The following is an 18,162-nucleotide window of genomic DNA, read 5'->3' on the forward strand; positions in this document are numbered from 1 at the left end:
AAAACTCACGCTTCGGGTTGCCAAGAACCAATGCCCCACGCGAAACCGCGACTTCAAGAGACGCAGCTTGGTGCCCCGCTCACTTCGATCCAAATGGATTGTTCGGTTTGACCGCCCCTCGGGTTCGTGTATAATGAACACTAACCAAAGGCAGACCGATGAAGTTCTCCACCAACGGCTCTCTGACACTTCTGACCGACCTGTATCAGCTGACGATGGCCTATGGCTATTGGAGCCAAGGCAAAGCCGAGCAGCAGGCGGTGTTTCATCTGTTTTTTCGCAAGAATCCGTTTCATGGCGGTTACGCCATCGCGGCTGGTCTGGGGCCGGTCGTCGAGTTTATCGAATCGTTTCGTTTTTCTGGCGAGGACATCGCCTATCTGAAAACGATCACAGGAAACGACGATCGTCCGTTGTTCTCCTCCGATTTCTTAGAGTATCTCGGGCAGCTGCAATTATCGGTGGACATCGACGCGATCGCCGAGGGGACGGTGGTGTTTCCGCACGAGCCGCTACTGCGGGTCCGCGGCCCGATTCTGCAGTGCCAGCTACTTGAGACGGCGCTGCTGAACATCGTCAACTTCCAGTCGTTGATCGCCACCAAGGCATCGCGGATCGTCCGCGCCGCGGCCGGTGATGCAGTGTTGGAATTTGGCCTGCGTCGAGCGCAAGGGATCGACGGCGCCCTGGCCGCCAGTCGAGCGGCATACATCGGCGGTTGCTCGGCAACCTCCAATGTTCTTGCCGGAAAACAGTTCGGCATTCCTGTCAAAGGGACACATGCCCATAGCTGGGTGATGTCGTTCGACAGCGAACCAGAGTCGTTCGCCGCCTATGCCGACGCGATGCCCAACAACTGCGTCTTTCTGGTCGACACCTATGACACGCTACAAGGCGTTCGCCATGCGATTGAAGTTGGCAACCGTTTGCGCGATTCGGGTCATCGGATGGTCGGCATCCGCCTGGATTCTGGAGACCTCGCCTGGCTGAGCATTGAAGCACGCAAGTTACTTGATGCCGCCGGATTTCAAGACGCGACGATTGTCGCCAGCAACGACTTGGACGAACGGCTGATCCAAAGTCTGAAATTACAGGGCGCTCAGATCAGTGTTTGGGGTGTCGGTACAAAACTAGTCACGGCCTACGATCAACCCGCGCTCGGCGGCGTCTACAAATTGGGGGCGATTCAAGACGCTGATCAACAGTGGCAACCGAAAATCAAAGTTTCCGAGCAATTGATCAAAACCTCCAATCCAGGCATCCAGCAGGTTCGGCGCTATCACGGCGAAGACGGCCAGACCATTGCCGACATGATCTTCGATGAATCAAAACCGCTGCAGACCCCCTGTGTGATTGTTGATCCTGATGATTCCACCCATCACCGCACGATGTCCGCCGCAGTCGCCTACGACGATCTGCTAACTCCGGTGCTTCGCGATGGCAAACCGATCTCCCAGCTGCCGACGTTGGAACAGATTCGAGATCGGTCGCTTCAACAGCTACAGCAATTTCACAAATCGATTTTGCGTTTCGACCATCCGCACAAGTATCCGGTCGGGCTGGAGAAACAGCTTCACCAATTGAAATCCCGGTTGGTGGTTCAGGCCAGAGAGTTCGGCAAGAACGATTCCGGATCATGACATTCGAATACTCGCACGCGCGACCCGCGTTGACGGTTGATTGCGTGGTTTTTGGATTGGATCAACGCAAACTGCAAGTGCTGTTGATTCAACGTGATTTACCGCCGTTTCGTGGCGACTGGGCGTTACCCGGTGGATTTGTACAAATTGATGAGACACTTGAATCGGCCGCTCGACGCGAATTGCGTGAGGAAACGGGGCTGGAACAGGTCTATCTGGAACAGCTCTCTACGTACGGAGCCGTCGACCGCGACCCCCGTGAGCGCGTCGTCACCGTCGCGTGGTACGCGCTGGTTCGGATGTCCGATCACCGCGTCATGGCTGCGACCGACGCTCGTGATGCAGCGTGGTATGGCATCGACGATCTTCCCAGTTTGGCATTTGATCACGACCTGATTTTGCAAGCGGCGCAGAAACGTCTGCAAAACAAAGTTCAATACCAACCGATCGGATTTGAATTACTGCCGAAAAAATTCAGCCTCTCGCAACTGCAATTCTTATACGAAACGATTTTGGATCGTGAATTGGACAAACGCAACTTTCGCAAGAAGATTCTTAGTCTGGGCGTGCTTCAGGAATTAGACGAATACGAAACCAACGTCGCGCATCGCGCCGCCCGACTTTATCGATTCGATCGCCGGCAATACCAACGAATGCTCAAGCAGGGAGTTCACTTTGAAATCTAACCCCACCGCAGCTGATCGACGGGCCTTGCTGTTGGTCGACTTGCAAAACGATTTTGTCGCCGGCGGCTCACTGGCCGTCCCAGGTGGCAACGATGTGATTGAAATCGCCAACCAACTGATGACGGTGTTTGACTTGGTCGTCGCGACTCAGGACTGGCATCCGGCAGATCACCAAAGTTTTGCCAGCCGGCACCCGCACTTAAGTATCGGCGACAACTTTACACTTGGTGGATTGCCGCAAACCGCCTGGCCGGACCACTGTGTACAGGGAACGCACGGTTCTCAATTGGTCGCTGAACTGCATCGGGATCGTATTAGCCACGTGGTTCGCAAAGGCACCGATCCATCGATTGACAGCTACAGTGGCTTCTTTGACAACGGGCATCGTCATGCGACAGGATTGGCGGATTTCCTGCGTTCGGCGAATGTCCAGCACTTATTTGTGATGGGACTGGCAACCGATTATTGCGTTCGGTTCACGGTGCTCGACGCAATCCAGTTGGGATTCCAGGTCACGTTGATCAAAGATGGTTGCCGCGGGGTTGAAATGAAAACCGGAGACATTGAACGTGCCATCGATGAAATGCAATCCGCCGGTGCTGAATTGCTATCCAGCGACCAGCTTTTGCATTGACCGATTCGGCGGCTCAGTTTCCGAGGGCGAGCAAGCGGATGGGATTGCCTTCAACGCTTAGCTTGGCAAGCACGCTGAAGTCCGTCAACGAAAGTACCCAGATGCTGGAATCACCGGGATTGCTAATCACCAATTGTCGGCCGCCGGCAAGCGAAGCGGCCGAATGATGACCGGCGTGCCCCACAATTTGGCTGGGGCCGACATCGATCGGTGCGGCGATTTGAGCGTCCGAAAAATCACCGTCTCCGTCAGGGTCTAAATCAGCAACCCACAATTGGTCACTACTCGCATCGTCAACGGACTCACTGAACATCACGGCCAACCGTTTTCCGGTTGCTGTCGTGACTGGCAAGGGAGACATCAACTTGTGGGTCTCTTCAACCGGGATTGCAATCTGTGTTACCGAGGGTTGATCGCTGGCAGCGTTCAACAGACAGAGTTTACTGTGTTGACCTTTGCCAGCGGTGAATAGCACGTGATCCACACAGCACGTCAAGGCACCGGTTCGCAATGATTTGCCATTTTCATCGCTGCCAAGCGAAAGATGGTGCACTTGAACCGAATCTGGGTCCTGCGCCAAATTAACATCGGCTCGCACCCAGCAGATCCCGTCGGCAGGCGCCAAAAAAACTTTGCCACAATTGACCGTCGCTCCGTGCAGAGTTCCGGTCGGGCATTGGATCGAGTATCCATGCCCCACCCGGTCTCCCAAGCCAACCACATCGACTCGTCCTTTGTCATCGCCCTCCGAATCGATATAGGTCGCGTAGGCAACGCGATTTTCTACCAGTGCCAACGTAATGTGGCCTTTTCCTCCCGATAGAAACATTCCCGCCTGGCCTGGATTTTCGAGACCACGCAGGCGATCGGCGGGAATAACGGTGAAGCCGTTTTTTGCGTCGTTGGCCAGAACAAATGATTCGCCGTAGCGATACACATGCGCCGGGTTGCCTTGATGTTCATCAATCAGTTGCGCTGTGACGACCGGCTGAGACGAATAGCGCCAATGGGAATGATCGCCATGCGATTCTTCTTGCAATCCGGAATCGATAGCAAACCAACCGCTGCCAAAGTCGCCTTCGCTGTGGTCGCGGACACCAACAACAATCATCTGATCTGCGGTTTGCATTTGCACAAGTGATTGTTCGTCGGGATCGATCGTGGGATGCCCCGGCAGATCGCAGACCTCGATTCGCCAGCCATCTTTCTGTTTCTTCAGGTCGCCGTAGTGAACTGTTTGCGTCGCATTGTCTTGCCAAAACAAGCGGCTGACAGTACGTCCCTGTGCAATGGCTTGGCCGGTGACGCAACAGGGCAGCAAGATTAGTGCAGCAATTCTAAGATTCATTTTGATTGTCATGTGTTTTGTATTTCCGAAGGATCGTCCAATTTCAGTTCGATTCGTTGTTGGTTCGTCTTCCGAAAATAAAGATCGAATGGCGAATCGCAGTTTCTGTGTCGCATCAATCATCACGGCAGGGCCACCACTTCGCGCCCATCACGTGTGAACAAGGCGTGGTACAAGCTGCGATCAATTGAATCGGTGAAGAAATGCACGCTTCCGTCCAACATCGCATGCATGCTGCCGCCGCTGTGATAGGAACGCGACGCATAAAACCCTCGCCCGTGCATTCCGATATCCGGGATGCGCGAGTTAGGTGTCATGTACCCATTGATGACGGTGGCATAGGGAACGCCGCGAATCCATGACGCTCCCCGGTCACCGCGGTACGAAGAAATCTTGGATGGATAGACCAAGTCTAAATCCGGGTTGCTAATCAGTGTTCCACCCTCCAAGAATCCGGGATTGGGCGCCACGTTGCCTGATGTACCACTCCAATTAGCGATTCGGCGGTGCGGTCCGCTGGGGCTGGCTTCCATCAACCCAACGGTTTGATCGCCGAGCACCGTTTCGGCCAACAACACAGTTTGACTGGTGCCATCCAGGCAGTCACGAAATCCCGCCCACGAGTTTTCCCAGACCATTCCGTCGGTACGGTAGCGATCGTCGTAGTGTGTCCCGGTACCGCTTCCGTAGCTGAACATGTAGCTAATCCCCGCAGTGCTGCCCGTGGTGCCATCGGAATAGGTGGTTGAAAAAAGGGGGTCACCCACATCGCTGGGACACAGAAAGGTTGGCACTACGCTTTCTACAGCTTGTTTGAGCTGTGGATTAAATCTCGCCATCCAAGGCGGACCGACCAGCAGCGGCGTTTCGAAGGAAATCAATTCACCTAAGTTGGCTTGTTCGATGTAGGGAAGGATGCGTGCTTGGACGGAATAGCTACTTGAGCCCGTCATCGCGGGGATCTTTTTAAACGCGCTTTCATAGTTGTGCGTTGCCAGTGCAATCTGTTTCAGTTGATTGCTACAAGACATCCGCCGCGCAGCCTCACGCGCCGACTGAACAGCAGGCAGTAGCAGCGAGACCATGATTCCGATGATCGCGATCACGACCAGCAATTCGATCAATGTGAACGCGAGCCGACGGTGGACTCTAGAATTTGAGAGTGTCATTTCGAGGTAGTTTTTTATTTGGTTGGATCATTGTTTTTGGATTTCATAGAGCGGGCGCAGCGCTGCCCGGCATGCGCGCAGCGGTAGCGACACGGGTTTGGTCGGACCGAGTGTCGAAACACCACGCGCACACACGGGCAAGCAAGCAACGCACGGACTATCGAGAGATTGCCCGTCCTGGACAGTCAGATGGCGCGAACGACCTGCACCGCAATTCAGTCAACAACGCGACTCGGTCAGCACGGCAATGCAGCGGTTGCGCGGCAGATCGCCATTGCCAATGGTTGCGTCAATAAACGTCATCGCGGCAGGTCAAGTTTCAAACCAGACTGGTCGGGGGCCCGCGAGCAGGCGGCAGAAGACGGCAGGCAGTTCGTTGCACCACTGGCCGTGCCAAGCTATTGCTTGGGCGAGACGCTAAAGAGAACGTTGGTGAGTGCAATCCCATCACCACACCGCAAGGCGCCTGCACCGATTGACAGATCGGGCATGCGCCAGAGTCATGCCTGTCGTTTCCGACCGGCTGCATCCGGCTCAGCCCGGCAGGGTTTACCGGCGAATCCGCCGTTTTCCCTGTGTTCCTGCGATCGAGATCGGCACCCTGACGGCAACAATGATCGTGATGGCAGGCTGCTTCGGCTTTGGCAATGTCAAGCTGGATTGGCTCGCCAACACGATGGTCAACCGCCAACTCGCAACTTGTGTTTCCACAAGAATCTCCGCAGCTGGCATCACCGCAACTTGCCATGTGCAGCCACGCCGGGGCGTGGCCCAGTAGCAGCACGCCGCATAGCAGCCAAGTCAGAAGATGTCGGATCAACAACGCCACAATTCACCCAGTCGGGAGATCGATTTGAGTAGATAGATTGTGGTCCGACCAAAGACTTTACGCCCCATACGATGCCAGCAGATTAGCGGTTCGTCAAGCCAAGCGGAATTTTGTTGCCAGAATGCCCGGCTCTCAAATGTTCACCCGAACCGACCGTCCCCGTCTAAAACCGGTGGCACATGATGTGCATCGCTTTGTTGCGGCCTGTGATTGGCCTTCATGATTGAAACACTCCAACCTAGGAAACGTATCGATGTTACGCCAGACAATCCGTATCGTTGGCGGAGCCACCATGGCTACGCTGGTCTCGTTCACTTCCCTGCCTGCTCAAGACGTCCAGATTCAAGCCGGACAAACCGAAGTCCAGGTAGATGGTCGCCCTAGCGCGACATCCGATCCGGCCGCCGTTGACGGCTCACGTATCGGTCGCCGCGGCGCAATCGTAGATGGAAGTGCGAATGCAAAATTGATGTCAAAACAAGGTTCAATGGATCGTCAGATTGCAAGCTGGCTGATCGTCGACCAGCAATCAATGGTCGATCTAGCAAAATTCGGGTTGCAACAATCGAAAACTCCTGAGGTTCGCAGTTTGGCCGAGACCGTGATTCGCGACCACCAAGCGTTCGCCGACAAATTGACAATGTTGGCGAATCAGGAGCAGGCCCAACCAGTCACGCGGAACCCAGCCACCCGGAACAACGCTCCGATCGAAACCGATACGCGACAGCGCGTAGCGGACGCTCGTCGCCAGCTTGATGAACAGCGCGAGGCGATTAACGAACAACGGCGCGATGCGATTCGTGATCGAGATGGGGTTCGCGGACCATTGGAAAACCTGGCTGACCGATTAGAGGACGGCGTTGAGCGGATCACAGATCGCGCGGAAATCGCGATCAATAACACACGTAATGCAGTCGATGAAACCTTGTCCGACGATACGATCGCAGTGTATGCGGGCAATCGCTCTCCTTGGGTCTCAATCCACCATGACATCTCCGCCCGTTTGGCGACGACAGCCCGCCAGGATCTGGAAAGCCGATCCGGGTACGAATTTGACGCCGCACTTGTCGGGATGTTGGTTGCCGCGCACTTGCAGCAGGAAGCCACATTGGACGTTCTAAGTAGTCGCGCCAGTGGGCAACTGCAACAAACCCTGCAGCAAGCCGCGTCGACGGTGAAGCAGCATCGTCAACATGCCGAACAAGTCATGGCGTCGATCAAGCGCTAATCCCCCAAGGGTCTTGAACTGTCGCTACCGGTGCCACCGGTAGCGGTGGCCAGTGCGATCAGCGCCCAAGCGGTGCCCCAATCGTTAGCTGTCGCAGTCGGGCTGCCTTTTGACACGCGTTTGGTACCGGGGACTACCCAGCGGCCCGATTCGGTCTGGGTTCGTAGCAAGTAATTCTGTGCGCGCTCTAGAGTGTCATCTTCCAGGCGGTCATCGTCCGCGGCGGTAACGGCCAGCGCATACATCGCGTACCCGGTTCCCAGGGCATCGCTCGAGTCTGATGATAGGAACCCCCAGCCGCCGTCATCGTGCTGGCGCGAAACCAGTTCGGCTCGCAACGATTCCGAATTTGGATGCCCCAGTTGGCGGGCAACCAACAGTCGAGTCGCCCACCATTCGGTCGACTGGGCGTCTCGGATCGTATCCGCGAATGCGACTGCGCGATCGCAGTCGAACGACGCGTTCTGTTTCAATAACGCATAGGTCGTCCACAACGTGGTGACGGCATGCGTTTCGTTCTCCGGTCGTTTTTGCATTGGCAATTGGCCACAGGCCCGCCAAGATCCATCGACGGCCTGTTCGGAACACAGCGAATCGGCAAAACGCTTGCGCCAGACTTGGCTGTGCTGATCAGCCGGCATGGCCAATAGCAACCCAGCCATGGTGTCGATATTCGACGCCATCGTGGCAACTTCATCGACCTGCTGCTGCTGTTCCGGTTTGACAAAATGCACCACGTTGGTTGACCAGGTTTGCCAACGGACAAGATTGTCCAACGGCACCTCGTAACCTGCTTGATGGGCAGCTTGGTGGCTCCAGATCAAGGTCGGCACTTGGTGGCAGGACACACAACCACGCTTCTTAATCCAACGTTCTCCCGCGGCATCCAAATAGCCTAGCCCCCGCGACATCGCGGTTTGAACACGGTCGGATTGGGCTTGCACGTTGCTGTTGGCGGCAAGCACCATCAGCCAAACCATCACAGGAAGATAGGTCAATGAATCTGTTTTCATCGATTCATTCTACCCAGAATCCTACCCAGAATCGGCGTCCGCCAATGATTCACGTGTCTTTTCCAACAACGCCACCAATGTCTTCAGTTCTGTCCGGCTGAGCTTTTTCAGCAGCGTTTTTTCATATTCCAGCAGTGGAGCCATTATTTCATCGGACAGTTGCTGGCCTTTCTCTGTGATCGAAACGTACACCACGCGGCGATCTTCTGTGCAGCGAGTCCGCTGGACCAGTTCCTGTTTTTCCAGCTGATCGACCAGCGACGTGATCGCCGGCACGACCTGGATCATCCGCTCGGCAATTTCGCCACAGGTCAGCGGACGCCCTGCAATGGCCAGGCTGCGCAGCATATTGAATCGTGACAGGGTCAGACCGTGGTCGCGGAACAGCCGCGACAGCCGGTTGTCGATTTGATCGCCGACCCGCAACAGATTCAGTAACGTTTCCTGCTGGAGCGTTGCGAACGCAATGGGGCGTTTCAGTTCGTCTTGCAGTTTCATAGCAACGATCATACCACTCGGTCCTTGACCAACAAGTATCTTACTAATAATTTACTTATCCAGCAGGTAGTTATTCGCTACGGAATCATCTCCATTGACATTTGCAAGACTCGTGAATTCCCCCCATCACCCATTTGCGGCAGCGATCGGTTTGGTTTTCCTGGCGGCGATCGGCTGCGATCGCGGTGGTCCCTCCGGGCCGCAGGAACCGCCACCGGTCACGGTGACTGTCGCACAGCCCGTCACCAAGAAGATCGTTGAATGGGACGCCTACACCGGGCGTCTGGAGCCGATCGATTTCGTCGAAGTGCGTGCTCGGGTCAGCGGATATTTGAAATCGATCCATTTTGATGAAGGCCAGATGGTCAACGAAGGGGATGTGCTATTCGTCATCGATTCGCGGCCATTTGAGGCTGATGTGCGTGCCGCCCAGGCAGCGATGAGCCAGGCGAAATCGCAGCTGCAACAGGCTCGAGCGGGATTGGCAGAAGCCAAGGCCCAGCAATTGCAAACCGACGCTCGCGTCACTCTGGCCAACACCCGCGTCCAACGAACAAGGGCACTTGTGGATCGAAAAGCCGCCAGTCAGGAGGAGTTGGACCAGCGCGAGGCAGAGGTGTTGCAGGCCAACGCAGACGCCGAAGCGAGCCGGGCGGGAATCAGTTCCGCCGAAGCGGCGATCGAGACGGCCAACGCCGCGATCGAAGCAGCGGGAGCTGGGATCGAAGTCGCCGAATTGAATCTGACGTACTCGCGAATCGAGTCGCCGGTTACCGGGCGGATCAGCCGCGTATTCGTCACCGAGGGAAACCTGGTCAGTGGCGGCACCACAGCGCCCACGTTGTTGACAACGATCACGTCGGTCGATCCGATCTATTGCACGTTTGACGCAAGCGAACAGCAGGTTCTCAAGTACATCCGACTAGCCCAAACCGGCGAGCGAAAAAGTTCTCGCGATACGAAGAATCCCGTCTACTTGGGACTGGTGGATGAATCCGGTTTTCCACATCAGGGGCACATGGATTTTGTCGACAACCGGTTTGATCCGGAAACCGCCAGCATGCGTGCACGTTGTATTTTTCCCAATGACGACCAAGTGTTGTTCCCGGGGATGTTTGCCCGAATTCGGATTCCAGGAAGCGCATCTCAAGCGGCGGTGTTGATTCCCGATTCGGCAGTCGGAACCGATCAGTCATCACAGTTCGTGTACGTCGTTGTCAACGACAAAATCGAGCGACGTGCGATCACACTGGGTCCGATCGTTGATGGATTGCGAGTCGTGCGTGATGGTCTGACAGGCACCGAATCACTGGTCATCGAAGGCCTACTGCAGGCCCGGCCAGAGATGACGGTGACAACGACCAAGGGGACGGTCGTAGCCGTCGAAGACGGACTGCCGGACGATTACGAACCGGTTCCGGAAAACCAATGGCTCTCTCCCGCCCCAGACGCATTGCCCCCACGCAACGAGATCTAGCTTGAAATTCCCTCACTTCTTTATCGAACGCCCGATTTTTGCGTCGGTGCTCTCGTTTCTGATCGTGCTGGTTGGCGGAATCACGTATTTCACCCTACCGGTGTCTCAGTATCCCAACGTCGCACCGCCGACGATTTTGGTCCGCGCGAGCTATCCCGGCGCGACCCCGCAAGTGATCGCCGATACGGTCGCAACGCCGATCGAACAGGAGATGAATGGCGTCGACAACATGTTGTACATGGAGTCGTCGTCGAGCGCTGATGGCACCATGCAATTGACGGTGACCTTCAAATTGGGCACCGATTTGGACGATGCCCAAGTGTTGGTGCAGAACCGCGTTGCGGTCGCCGAATCACGCTTGCCCGAACAAGTGCGACAGATCGGCGTGACGACGAAAAAACAGATTCCTGACATGTTGATGGTGGTTCACCTGAACTCGCCTGATGAAAGTCGCGACGAGCTGTACATCAGCAACTATGCGTTCTTGCGAGTCCGCGACGCGCTGATGCGCCTCGACGGCGTTGGCGATATTCGTATCGCCGGCGGCAACGAGTACTCGATGCGGATTTGGTTGGACATCGAAAAAATGACGCATGTCGATTTGACTGCCGGCGACGTCATTCAAGCGGTTCGGGGGCAAAATGTTCAAGTTGCCGCGGGCATGATCGGTCAACCGCCGACGGGCGATACCGGTGATTTTCAATTGAACGTGACCACTCAGGGGCGTTTGGTTGAAGCGGACGAATTCGGCGAAATCATCGTCAAACGCGGCGAGGATGGACGTGTGACACGACTGTCCGACGTCGCGCGGATCGAATTGGGGGCCCAAGACTATTCGCGTCTGAGCTACTTGGACGGCAAACCGGCGATCGCCGTGCTGATCTATCAACGTCCCGGGACCAACGCAGTCGACACGGCTGCGGAAGTCAAACAGACGATGCAATCGATGAGCGAAGATTTTCCCGACGGCGTCGGCTATGAAATCGCTTACAACCCCACCGATTTTGTCGAAGAATCGATTGACGAAGTCTTCAATACGTTGCTGATCACCACTTTCTTTGTGGTCTTGACGGTGTTTCTGTTTCTGCACCATTGGCGGCCGACGATCATTCCCGTCGTGGCGATTCCGATTTCACTGATTGGTACCTTTGCCATCATGCAAGCCTTGGGCGTGACGCTCAATACCCTGTCACTGTTCGGTTTGGTGCTGGCAATCGGGATCGTGGTCGATGATGCCATTGTGGTTGTGGAGAACGTCGAGCGGTTGATTCGCGAGGGGCTGTCGCCACGCGCCGCTGCTCACAAAGCGATGGATGAAGTCGGTTCGGCGTTGATCGCTACCACGTTGGTGTTGATCGCAGTGTTCGTGCCGACGGTCTTTATCCCCAGTATCAGTGGGCAGTTCTACCAACAGTTCGCATTGACCATTTCGATTTCAACGGCAATTTCGACCTTTGTGTCACTGACGTTGACACCGGCCTTGTGTGCCCTGTTGTTGAAACCACGTGACACCCCGATGAATCGGATTAGCAAAGTCGTCGATGTGCTGTTCGGCTGGTTTTTCCGCCTGTTCAACCGCACGTTTGATGCCTCCAGCAATTTCTACGCTGGCATCGTGTCACGTCTGGTTCGCATGTCCGGGATTGTCCTGGTGTTCTACGTCGGGATGCTGGTGTTCACCGGGATGAGTTTTGGTCTGGTGCCCACCGGATTCATCCCTGAACAAGACCAGGGATATGTGATTGTCAGTATTCGTCTGCCCGACGGGGCATCACTTGCCCGTACCAATCTGGTCACAAAACGTGTCGCTGAAATTGGTAGCGAGATTGATGGCGTCGCACATGCGGTCGGTATCGTTGGTTTGTCGGGATCAACATTCACGATCAGCCCCAATGCCGCAGTCACTTTCCTTCCGCTTGAGGATGCGAAGGAGCGCGCCGCGCGGGGGCGTGGTGTCGCGGAAATCGTTGCGGACATGCGTCGCGAGGTCGGCGTCATCAACGAAGCACAGGTCTTTATCATACCGCCGCCCCCGGTACGAGGCATTGGTCGTGGGGGTGGTTTCAAAATGTACATCCAGGACCAGAGCGGTGCCGGCACTGCGGTTCTAAACGAAGTGACCGAAGACATGGTCGCACAGGCCAATCAGGAACCGGGCATCGTGCAAGCCTTTTCGAATTTGCGGATGAGTGTGCCGCAAATCTTTGCCGACGTTGATCGAACCAAAGCACAGATGCTGGACATTCCCATCAGCAACGTTTTCGACGCTTTGCAGGTCTATTTGGGATCGGTTTATGTGAACGATTTCAACCTGCTGGGCCGAACCTATCGCGTCACAGCGCAAGCCGAACCTGAATTTCGTGACGAACCCAATGACATTTTGCGACTGCGCACCCGTAGCGCGCAGGGTGCAAGCATTTCCCTCGGTTCAGTCGTCGAACTCAAACGCATCGCCGGCCCCGACCGATTGGTGCGTTTCAATTTGTACCCAGCCGCGGACATCAACGGCAGTACGGTTCCCGGATTCAGTACCGGGCAGTCGCTGGCCACCATGGAACAACTGGCCGCAAAGAGCTTGCCACCGGGATTCGGATATGAATGGACAGAGCTTGCCTATCAGGAGCGTCAGGCCGGCAACACGATTGTGTATCTGTTTCCCCTCGCGGTACTGTTCGTCTTCCTCGCCTTGGCCGCCCAATACGAAAGCTGGCTGCTGCCGTTGGCGATCATCTTGATCGTTCCGCTGTGTCTATTGTTTGCATTGGTCGGCGTCTGGTTTCGTGACATGGACAACAATATCCTGACGCAGATCGGATTCATCGTCCTGATCGGATTAGCATGTAAGAATGCAATCTTGATTGTGGAGTTTGCCAAGGCCGAAGAGGACAACGGCAAAGATCGATTCCAGGCCGCAGTGGATGCCTGTCGCATGCGGCTACGTCCCATTTTGATGACAGCGTTCTCGTTCATCTTGGGTGTGATCCCGTTGTTGATTGCAACCGGAGCGGGGTTCGAAATGCGGCGTGTGCTTGGTACCGCTGTGTTTGCTGGCATGCTGGGAGTGACTCTGTTTGGGTTGTTCTTGACTCCCGTGTTCTATGTCGTCCTTCGCCGATTTGCCAAACCGTCTCATTTGGCAATCGAGAATGGCTCACTGGACACGGACCATTCCGCGTTCAGCCCTACGCCAAAGATACCTCAGCAACCGGTCGCGCCCATTGAACAGCCGACTGCGGCCCCAGCTGCAGAGACGGAAACAGAACCGGTTGACGAACCGGTTGCAGAGGCCAATGAATCAAAATGATCGGTGACGCAATCATTCTGTTGGGCAACGTATCGTTCGCTGCGATGGAAGTCACTCGCCGCGCCGTCGGGCGGCGATCGGTTCCGACGATTTCTACAGAACAGTTGTGTGACGATCAGCAGCAACCGCGTTCCTGTTTCCAGTTGGTCGATGTGCGTAGTCACGCCGAGCAGGCGGTTTCGATGATCCCGGGGGCGATCACGGCCGAGCAATATGAGTCCGCACCGCAGCGTCATCAGGCACAGACGATCGTTCCCTACTGCACCATCGGTGGCAGGAGTTACCTGTACGCTCGCAGACTGGTCGCATCAGGCATTGATGCCAAAAATTACCGCGACAGCGTGATCGGTTGGTGTCGACACGAGCTGCCGTTGGTGACACCAGAGGGAGTGCCCACACGAGCGGTTCACCCCTATTGGCGTGTGTTCACTGTCCCCAGCAGCTACACCATCAAAATGTAGGTTGATGGTCACCATGGATTCTGGTCGCCTATTCTGCATTCGCCCCTTCATCGCGACAGATGCCGAGGGTTGCTTGAATCTTTTTCGCGAGACGGTCCGTCGCATCAATGCTCGTGACTATTCGGCCGAACAGATTCGCGTCTGGGCGCCGGAAGATGCTGATGTCGATGCTTGGCGGAACCGTTTTAACGGTCGGTTTGCCTATGTGGCGTGCGAAGCAGATTCGATCGTCGGCTTTGCCGACATGACTCGTGACGGACATTTGGATCGGCTATTTGTTTCTGCTGACCATCAACGTCAGGGTATCGCGCGGAGGTTGATGGAACGATTGATCCAAGATGCAATGCAACAAAACTGTGATCGTATCACCACTGAATCGAGTGTCACGGCCAAACCATTTTTCCTGGCCGCCGGTTTTCGCGTGCTGGAACAACAGTCCGTATTGCGGCAAGGAGTATCGTTGGTGAACTACAAAATGCAACGCAGTCTGTAGCTGGACAGTGCGACGGAGCAAATCGTCTCAGTTCACAACGCATCAAATTTTAAGTTCGGCATTTGCCGGCCCGCGCGGTGGCAGGATGTCTGGTACTCTGCAAAGTGAAACATGCTGTTTGCTGGAAGTTTGAAGTAGGGGTAGCATGCAGCCATGCAAACCACCCAAGCTTCGAATGACAACGATACAATCGCTCGAATGTTAGATCAGCCAGAGCAGAGCATCAAAAATGCGAGATGCGGTGACATGGTCATCCAGCCAATACCAGTTCAGTGATGCCCCCTAGACAGATTGTGCTTTTGGGCATCGGTCACACCAATGCCCATGTCGTCAAACAATGGGAAACACACCCGATCCCAGGATGCTCGTTGATTTGCATCAGCAAATTTGCGACAGCGACCTATTCGGGCATGCTGCCGGGAACCCTTGGTCGACAGTTCAAGGATGACGAAATGCGAATCGATTTGGCCCGCTTGTCAGAGCGTGCCGGCGCCAAGTTGATCTTGGCTGACACCATCGGACTGGATCGAGAGAGCGGGACTCTGCATTTCTCGGACCGCGACAGTGTCCGGTTTGATGCACTCTCGATCGGCGTCGGTTCGATTCCCGCCGGATTACAGGATCACGCCGGCGCCGAATCGCTGGTCGCCATCAAACCGATGCAAACCTTTTTGCAACGGTTGGATCAAAGAATGGCAACCATTGCGTCTAGCGATAGCCAGCGGCGCAAGGTTGTCATCGTCGGTGGCGGTGTGGCCGGTGTGGAAATTGCGTTCTGTTTGCATCAACAATTTCAACAACGAAATTTGAGCGACGATTTCAGCATTCAGATCTTCACGAGCGGCCGGTCGATTGCCGAAGGCATGAGCGCAACGAGTATTGGAAAACTTGAACGGTTGCTTCGATCACGCGACGTCCAGGTCAGTACGCAGCAACGGGTCACCGGCGTCTTTCAGGATCATCTGGTCACCGCAGACGATCGTCGGCATGCAGCGGATTGCGTGATTTGGGCCACGGGAGCTGCGCCGCCTGCGGTGCTCGGCTGCCTGGGCTTGGAGACTGATGCGCGCGGGTTCATCGCGACAAATGATCAACTGCAATCGCTTTCCGACTCCCGTATTTTCGCGGTCGGTGATTCAGGCACAGTGGTTAAATCTCCCGCCCCCAAAGCCGGCCTGTACGCAGTCCGCCAGTCCCCGATCCTTTGGCACAATCTGCAGGCCCTGATGACCGGTGGAGACATGAAAGTGTTCCGTCCGCAGTCCGATTTTCTAAAACTTTTGAACACAGGTGACGAAAAAGCATTTCTGCAATACGGCCCCATTGCAACGCACGCACGCTGGTGTTGGCTACTAAAGACTTGGATCGATAAACGCTTCGTCGCAGAATTCAAAAATAATTCGTGACGGTTTTGCCGCCAAGTTCCCTACTAGATAAGTGCGGCAGAGCGATCGATTCGTCGTTCCGCCGATCTTTTCTTCTTGGTTGAGCGAGCGGAGGTGTAAAGTGAATGACAAGCGAATTTTCTATGGCCCGATCGGCATGTTGGCGACAGGCCTGTTGTCCGTTTTGGTTTCGTCTGGTGATGTGTCAGCCCAGTGCAGGGGCGGACGTGGCGGCGGCATGCCGTCGGGCAGCGCGGCGACACTGAACTCGAACTTTGCCTATGGCTCCAATCCACTGGCATCCAACGGGTACCCCTCGGTGAGCTTGATGGCACAGCGCTATCAACAACAGGCACTTGCAGCCCAACGGCAGATGTCCAGCATGGTCTATCAGAACGCACAGCGACAACGACTGGCGATGATTCAGCGGGAGAACCAAGCCAGGTCGTCTCGATTGGCCCGAGTCGAAGCCAAGCGAGCCGAACGTGCGGCACGCATCGCAGAACGTCTGCGTCAGCGAGAATCTCCAGCCAGTTCCAGCATGCTGGCTTCGATCGCGGCAAATTGATCACCGTGTGAATCGAAAGGTTGCCTCGTGTTTTTCGATCCGTTGGCTGTATTTACTTGTCGTTGCGTTCGCCAGAGCATAGATTGAAATCGTGATTTGACGCCCCGCTTTCGTCGGTCGATTCACAGCAAAGACAGCGGATGGATGTCCTGAACGGGCCGGTTAGACAGCTTCTGACCTGTTGCGCCAGCTCACTTTTTGAGCCGCTCAAAATGCATACCTCTTCTCAATCAGCCGTTCTGATACCGCCGCCTGCACCACCGCCGGTCATGCCACCGCCGGTCCAGCGGTGGACCAAATCGCCGCAGCAAACCGTCCCACACCAGACTCAGCCACGCTGGCGTGCCGATGTTGACGTTACAGCATCAAATGCAAACCGACCGCTGCAAGTTCAAGGTTCTGAAGCGGCGTTTCCCACCATCTCCCAAACCGCACCACGGACCAAGAACGGCTATGGAGCAACATTAAGTGCGCGTGTTGCTGATGCTTGGCGGATCATCCGTAAAACGCAGCAACGCTTTGAAGACGCTCCGGCGTGGCTGGTCAGCTTGTGCCTTCACTTGGTTTTTCTACTGATACTTGCGTTGATCTCCACCTCGTCCGCAGTCGTCGGACAAATGGTGTTGACCTTGCGGCAAGCGGATGCAGATCCTGCAACGGAGCTGATGGAAATTTCGATCGAGACGGCGCAGTGGTCCGCTTTGCCAACGGAGGAACCGACCGAATCGGTGATCGACCTGCCGCCAGTCATCTTTGACGCACCGCTCGAATTGGCGTCGATGACGCCCAAAGGGGACGTGAATCAACCGAGCTCGCAGGCGTCACTGGACAAGCCACCGGGAAAACCGGTCAATCTGTTTGCCGGTCGCAGCGGTCCCATGAAGCAAATGCTGTTACAGCAAGCCGGCGGCACGGAGGAAACGGAACTGGCAGTGAAACTTGGCTTGCAATGGTTGAAACGGCAACAGCAACGCGACGGCAGTTGGAGTCTGCGAGGGCCATACCAGCATGGCGCACGATCTGAAAACGACGTGGCAGCGACGGCGATGGCGATGCTGGCGTTCATGGGGGCCGGCAGCACACATCTAGACGGCGACTACCAACAAGAGGTTTCGCGGGCTGTTCGTTGGTTGGTCAAACAACAGGATCGCCAAGGGTTCATGGCGGCTCGTGCCGCTAGCCATGAGAGAATGTACGCCCAGGCGCAAGCGATGATCGCGCTGTGTGAACTGTATGCGATGACCGGCGATTCGTGGATTCGCCCCTATGCTCAATTGTCCTGTGACTTCGCCTGCCGTGCCCAATCACCTCAAGGCGGTTGGCGCTATCTGCCACGATTCGATTCGGACACCTCCGTGACGGGATGGTTCGTGATGGGATTGAAAAGCGGGCAAGCGGCAGGGCTAGAGGTCAATACCGCTAAATCGAG

The 18,162-nt window shown here is 55.6% G+C and carries 16 protein-coding genes; 12 read left to right on the forward strand and 4 right to left on the reverse strand.

Annotated features, from left to right (window positions below; translation table 11 throughout):
* Positions 1-158: 158 nt before the first annotated feature.
* The 3 genes from NHH03_RS26485 to pncA are packed head-to-tail and all read left to right on the forward strand — an operon-like array spanning position 159 to position 2,960.
* Complete coding sequence (locus NHH03_RS26485) at positions 159-1,640, forward strand: nicotinate phosphoribosyltransferase (protein WP_253161369.1); 1,482 nt, start codon at positions 159-161, stop codon at positions 1,638-1,640.
* Complete coding sequence (locus tag NHH03_RS26490) at positions 1,637-2,326, forward strand: NUDIX hydrolase (protein ID WP_253161370.1); 690 nt, start codon at positions 1,637-1,639, stop codon at positions 2,324-2,326. The genes NHH03_RS26485 and NHH03_RS26490 overlap by 4 nt, the downstream gene beginning before the upstream one ends.
* Positions 2,316-2,960: a bifunctional nicotinamidase/pyrazinamidase gene (gene pncA, locus NHH03_RS26495; RefSeq protein WP_253161371.1), complete on the forward strand. Its 645-nt coding sequence runs from the start codon at positions 2,316-2,318 to the stop codon at positions 2,958-2,960. Before NHH03_RS26490 ends, pncA begins: the two co-directional genes overlap by 11 nt.
* 13 nt (positions 2,961-2,973) lie before the next feature.
* Here pncA and NHH03_RS26500 read toward each other — a convergent pair whose 3' ends face one another.
* Positions 2,974-4,308, reverse strand: coding sequence for a hypothetical protein (locus tag NHH03_RS26500; RefSeq protein ID WP_253161372.1), 1,335 nt, complete (start codon positions 4,306-4,308; stop codon positions 2,974-2,976).
* Positions 4,309-4,430: 122 nt separating this feature from the next.
* Complete coding sequence (locus NHH03_RS26505) at positions 4,431-5,477, reverse strand: DUF1559 family PulG-like putative transporter (protein WP_253161373.1); 1,047 nt, start codon at positions 5,475-5,477, stop codon at positions 4,431-4,433.
* A gap of 502 nt (positions 5,478-5,979) precedes the next feature.
* Between NHH03_RS26505 and NHH03_RS26510 the strand changes: the two genes are divergently transcribed.
* Both NHH03_RS26510 and NHH03_RS26515 read left to right on the forward strand, forming a co-directional pair.
* Positions 5,980-6,255, forward strand: a complete 276-nt coding sequence (locus NHH03_RS26510) for a hypothetical protein (protein WP_253161374.1) — start codon at positions 5,980-5,982, stop codon at positions 6,253-6,255.
* Positions 6,256-6,559: 304 nt separating this feature from the next.
* Positions 6,560-7,534 (forward strand): DUF4142 domain-containing protein, encoded by a 975-nt coding sequence (locus tag NHH03_RS26515; protein WP_253161375.1) that lies wholly within the window; start codon positions 6,560-6,562, stop codon positions 7,532-7,534.
* Here the strand turns inward: NHH03_RS26515 and NHH03_RS26520 are convergent.
* Together NHH03_RS26520 and NHH03_RS26525 are read right to left on the reverse strand one after the other, a co-directional pair.
* The gene (locus NHH03_RS26520; protein WP_253161376.1) at positions 7,531-8,547 is read right to left on the reverse strand and encodes a prenyltransferase/squalene oxidase repeat-containing protein; all 1,017 of its coding nucleotides are present in this window, start codon (positions 8,545-8,547) and stop codon (positions 7,531-7,533) included. The genes NHH03_RS26515 and NHH03_RS26520 overlap by 4 nt on opposite strands.
* Positions 8,548-8,568: 21 nt before the next feature.
* A complete protein-coding gene (locus NHH03_RS26525) occupies positions 8,569-9,045 on the reverse strand; it encodes a MarR family winged helix-turn-helix transcriptional regulator (protein ID WP_253161377.1) in 477 nt (158 codons plus the stop codon).
* A gap of 112 nt (positions 9,046-9,157) precedes the next feature.
* Between NHH03_RS26525 and NHH03_RS26530 the strand changes: the two genes are divergently transcribed.
* From NHH03_RS26530 to NHH03_RS26560, 7 genes are all read left to right on the forward strand, one after another.
* The gene (locus NHH03_RS26530; RefSeq protein WP_253161378.1) at positions 9,158-10,522 is read left to right on the forward strand and encodes an efflux RND transporter periplasmic adaptor subunit; all 1,365 of its coding nucleotides are present in this window, start codon (positions 9,158-9,160) and stop codon (positions 10,520-10,522) included.
* A 1-nt stretch (position 10,523) separates the two neighbouring features.
* Positions 10,524-13,826, forward strand: a complete 3,303-nt coding sequence (locus NHH03_RS26535) for an efflux RND transporter permease subunit (RefSeq protein ID WP_253161379.1) — start codon at positions 10,524-10,526, stop codon at positions 13,824-13,826.
* Positions 13,823-14,287, forward strand: a complete 465-nt coding sequence (locus tag NHH03_RS26540; protein ID WP_253161380.1) for a rhodanese-like domain-containing protein — start codon at positions 13,823-13,825, stop codon at positions 14,285-14,287. The genes NHH03_RS26535 and NHH03_RS26540 overlap by 4 nt, the downstream gene beginning before the upstream one ends.
* Positions 14,288-14,300: 13 nt before the next feature.
* A complete protein-coding gene (locus NHH03_RS26545; protein ID WP_253161381.1) occupies positions 14,301-14,780 on the forward strand; it encodes a GNAT family N-acetyltransferase in 480 nt (159 codons plus the stop codon).
* Positions 14,781-15,055: 275 nt separating this feature from the next.
* On the forward strand, positions 15,056-16,186 hold the full coding sequence (locus NHH03_RS26550) for an FAD-dependent oxidoreductase (protein WP_253161382.1): 1,131 nt from the start codon (positions 15,056-15,058) through the stop codon (positions 16,184-16,186).
* Positions 16,187-16,286: 100 nt separating this feature from the next.
* Entirely contained in the window at positions 16,287-16,733 is a 447-nt protein-coding gene (locus NHH03_RS26555; protein WP_253161383.1) for a hypothetical protein, read from the forward strand.
* A 212-nt stretch (positions 16,734-16,945) separates the two neighbouring features.
* A partial coding sequence (locus NHH03_RS26560) for a prenyltransferase/squalene oxidase repeat-containing protein (RefSeq protein WP_253161384.1) occupies positions 16,946-18,162 on the forward strand: 1,217 nt, incomplete at its 3' end.

The sequence above is a fragment of the Stieleria tagensis genome (genome assembly GCF_024129865.1).
In the GTDB taxonomy this organism is placed as follows: Bacteria; Planctomycetota; Planctomycetia; order Pirellulales; family Pirellulaceae; genus Stieleria; species Stieleria tagensis.

Coding starts and splice junctions, on each gene's coding strand:
- NHH03_RS26550 (WP_253161382.1), top strand. CDS start 15,056: ATGCCCCCTAGACAGATTGTGCTTTTGGGCATCGGTCACACCAATGCC.
- NHH03_RS26515 (WP_253161375.1), top strand. CDS start 6,560: ATGTTACGCCAGACAATCCGTATCGTTGGCGGAGCCACCATGGCTACG.
- NHH03_RS26540 (WP_253161380.1), top strand. CDS start 13,823: ATGATCGGTGACGCAATCATTCTGTTGGGCAACGTATCGTTCGCTGCG.
- NHH03_RS26525 (WP_253161377.1), bottom strand. CDS start 9,045: ATGAAACTGCAAGACGAACTGAAACGCCCCATTGCGTTCGCAACGCTC.
- NHH03_RS26490 (WP_253161370.1), top strand. CDS start 1,637: ATGACATTCGAATACTCGCACGCGCGACCCGCGTTGACGGTTGATTGC.
- NHH03_RS26520 (WP_253161376.1), bottom strand. CDS start 8,547: ATGAAAACAGATTCATTGACCTATCTTCCTGTGATGGTTTGGCTGATG.
- NHH03_RS26505 (WP_253161373.1), bottom strand. CDS start 5,477: ATGACACTCTCAAATTCTAGAGTCCACCGTCGGCTCGCGTTCACATTG.
- NHH03_RS26485 (WP_253161369.1), top strand. CDS start 159: ATGAAGTTCTCCACCAACGGCTCTCTGACACTTCTGACCGACCTGTAT.
- NHH03_RS26545 (WP_253161381.1), top strand. CDS start 14,301: ATGGATTCTGGTCGCCTATTCTGCATTCGCCCCTTCATCGCGACAGAT.
- NHH03_RS26510 (WP_253161374.1), top strand. CDS start 5,980: ATGCCTGTCGTTTCCGACCGGCTGCATCCGGCTCAGCCCGGCAGGGTT.
- NHH03_RS26500 (WP_253161372.1), bottom strand. CDS start 4,308: ATGAATCTTAGAATTGCTGCACTAATCTTGCTGCCCTGTTGCGTCACC.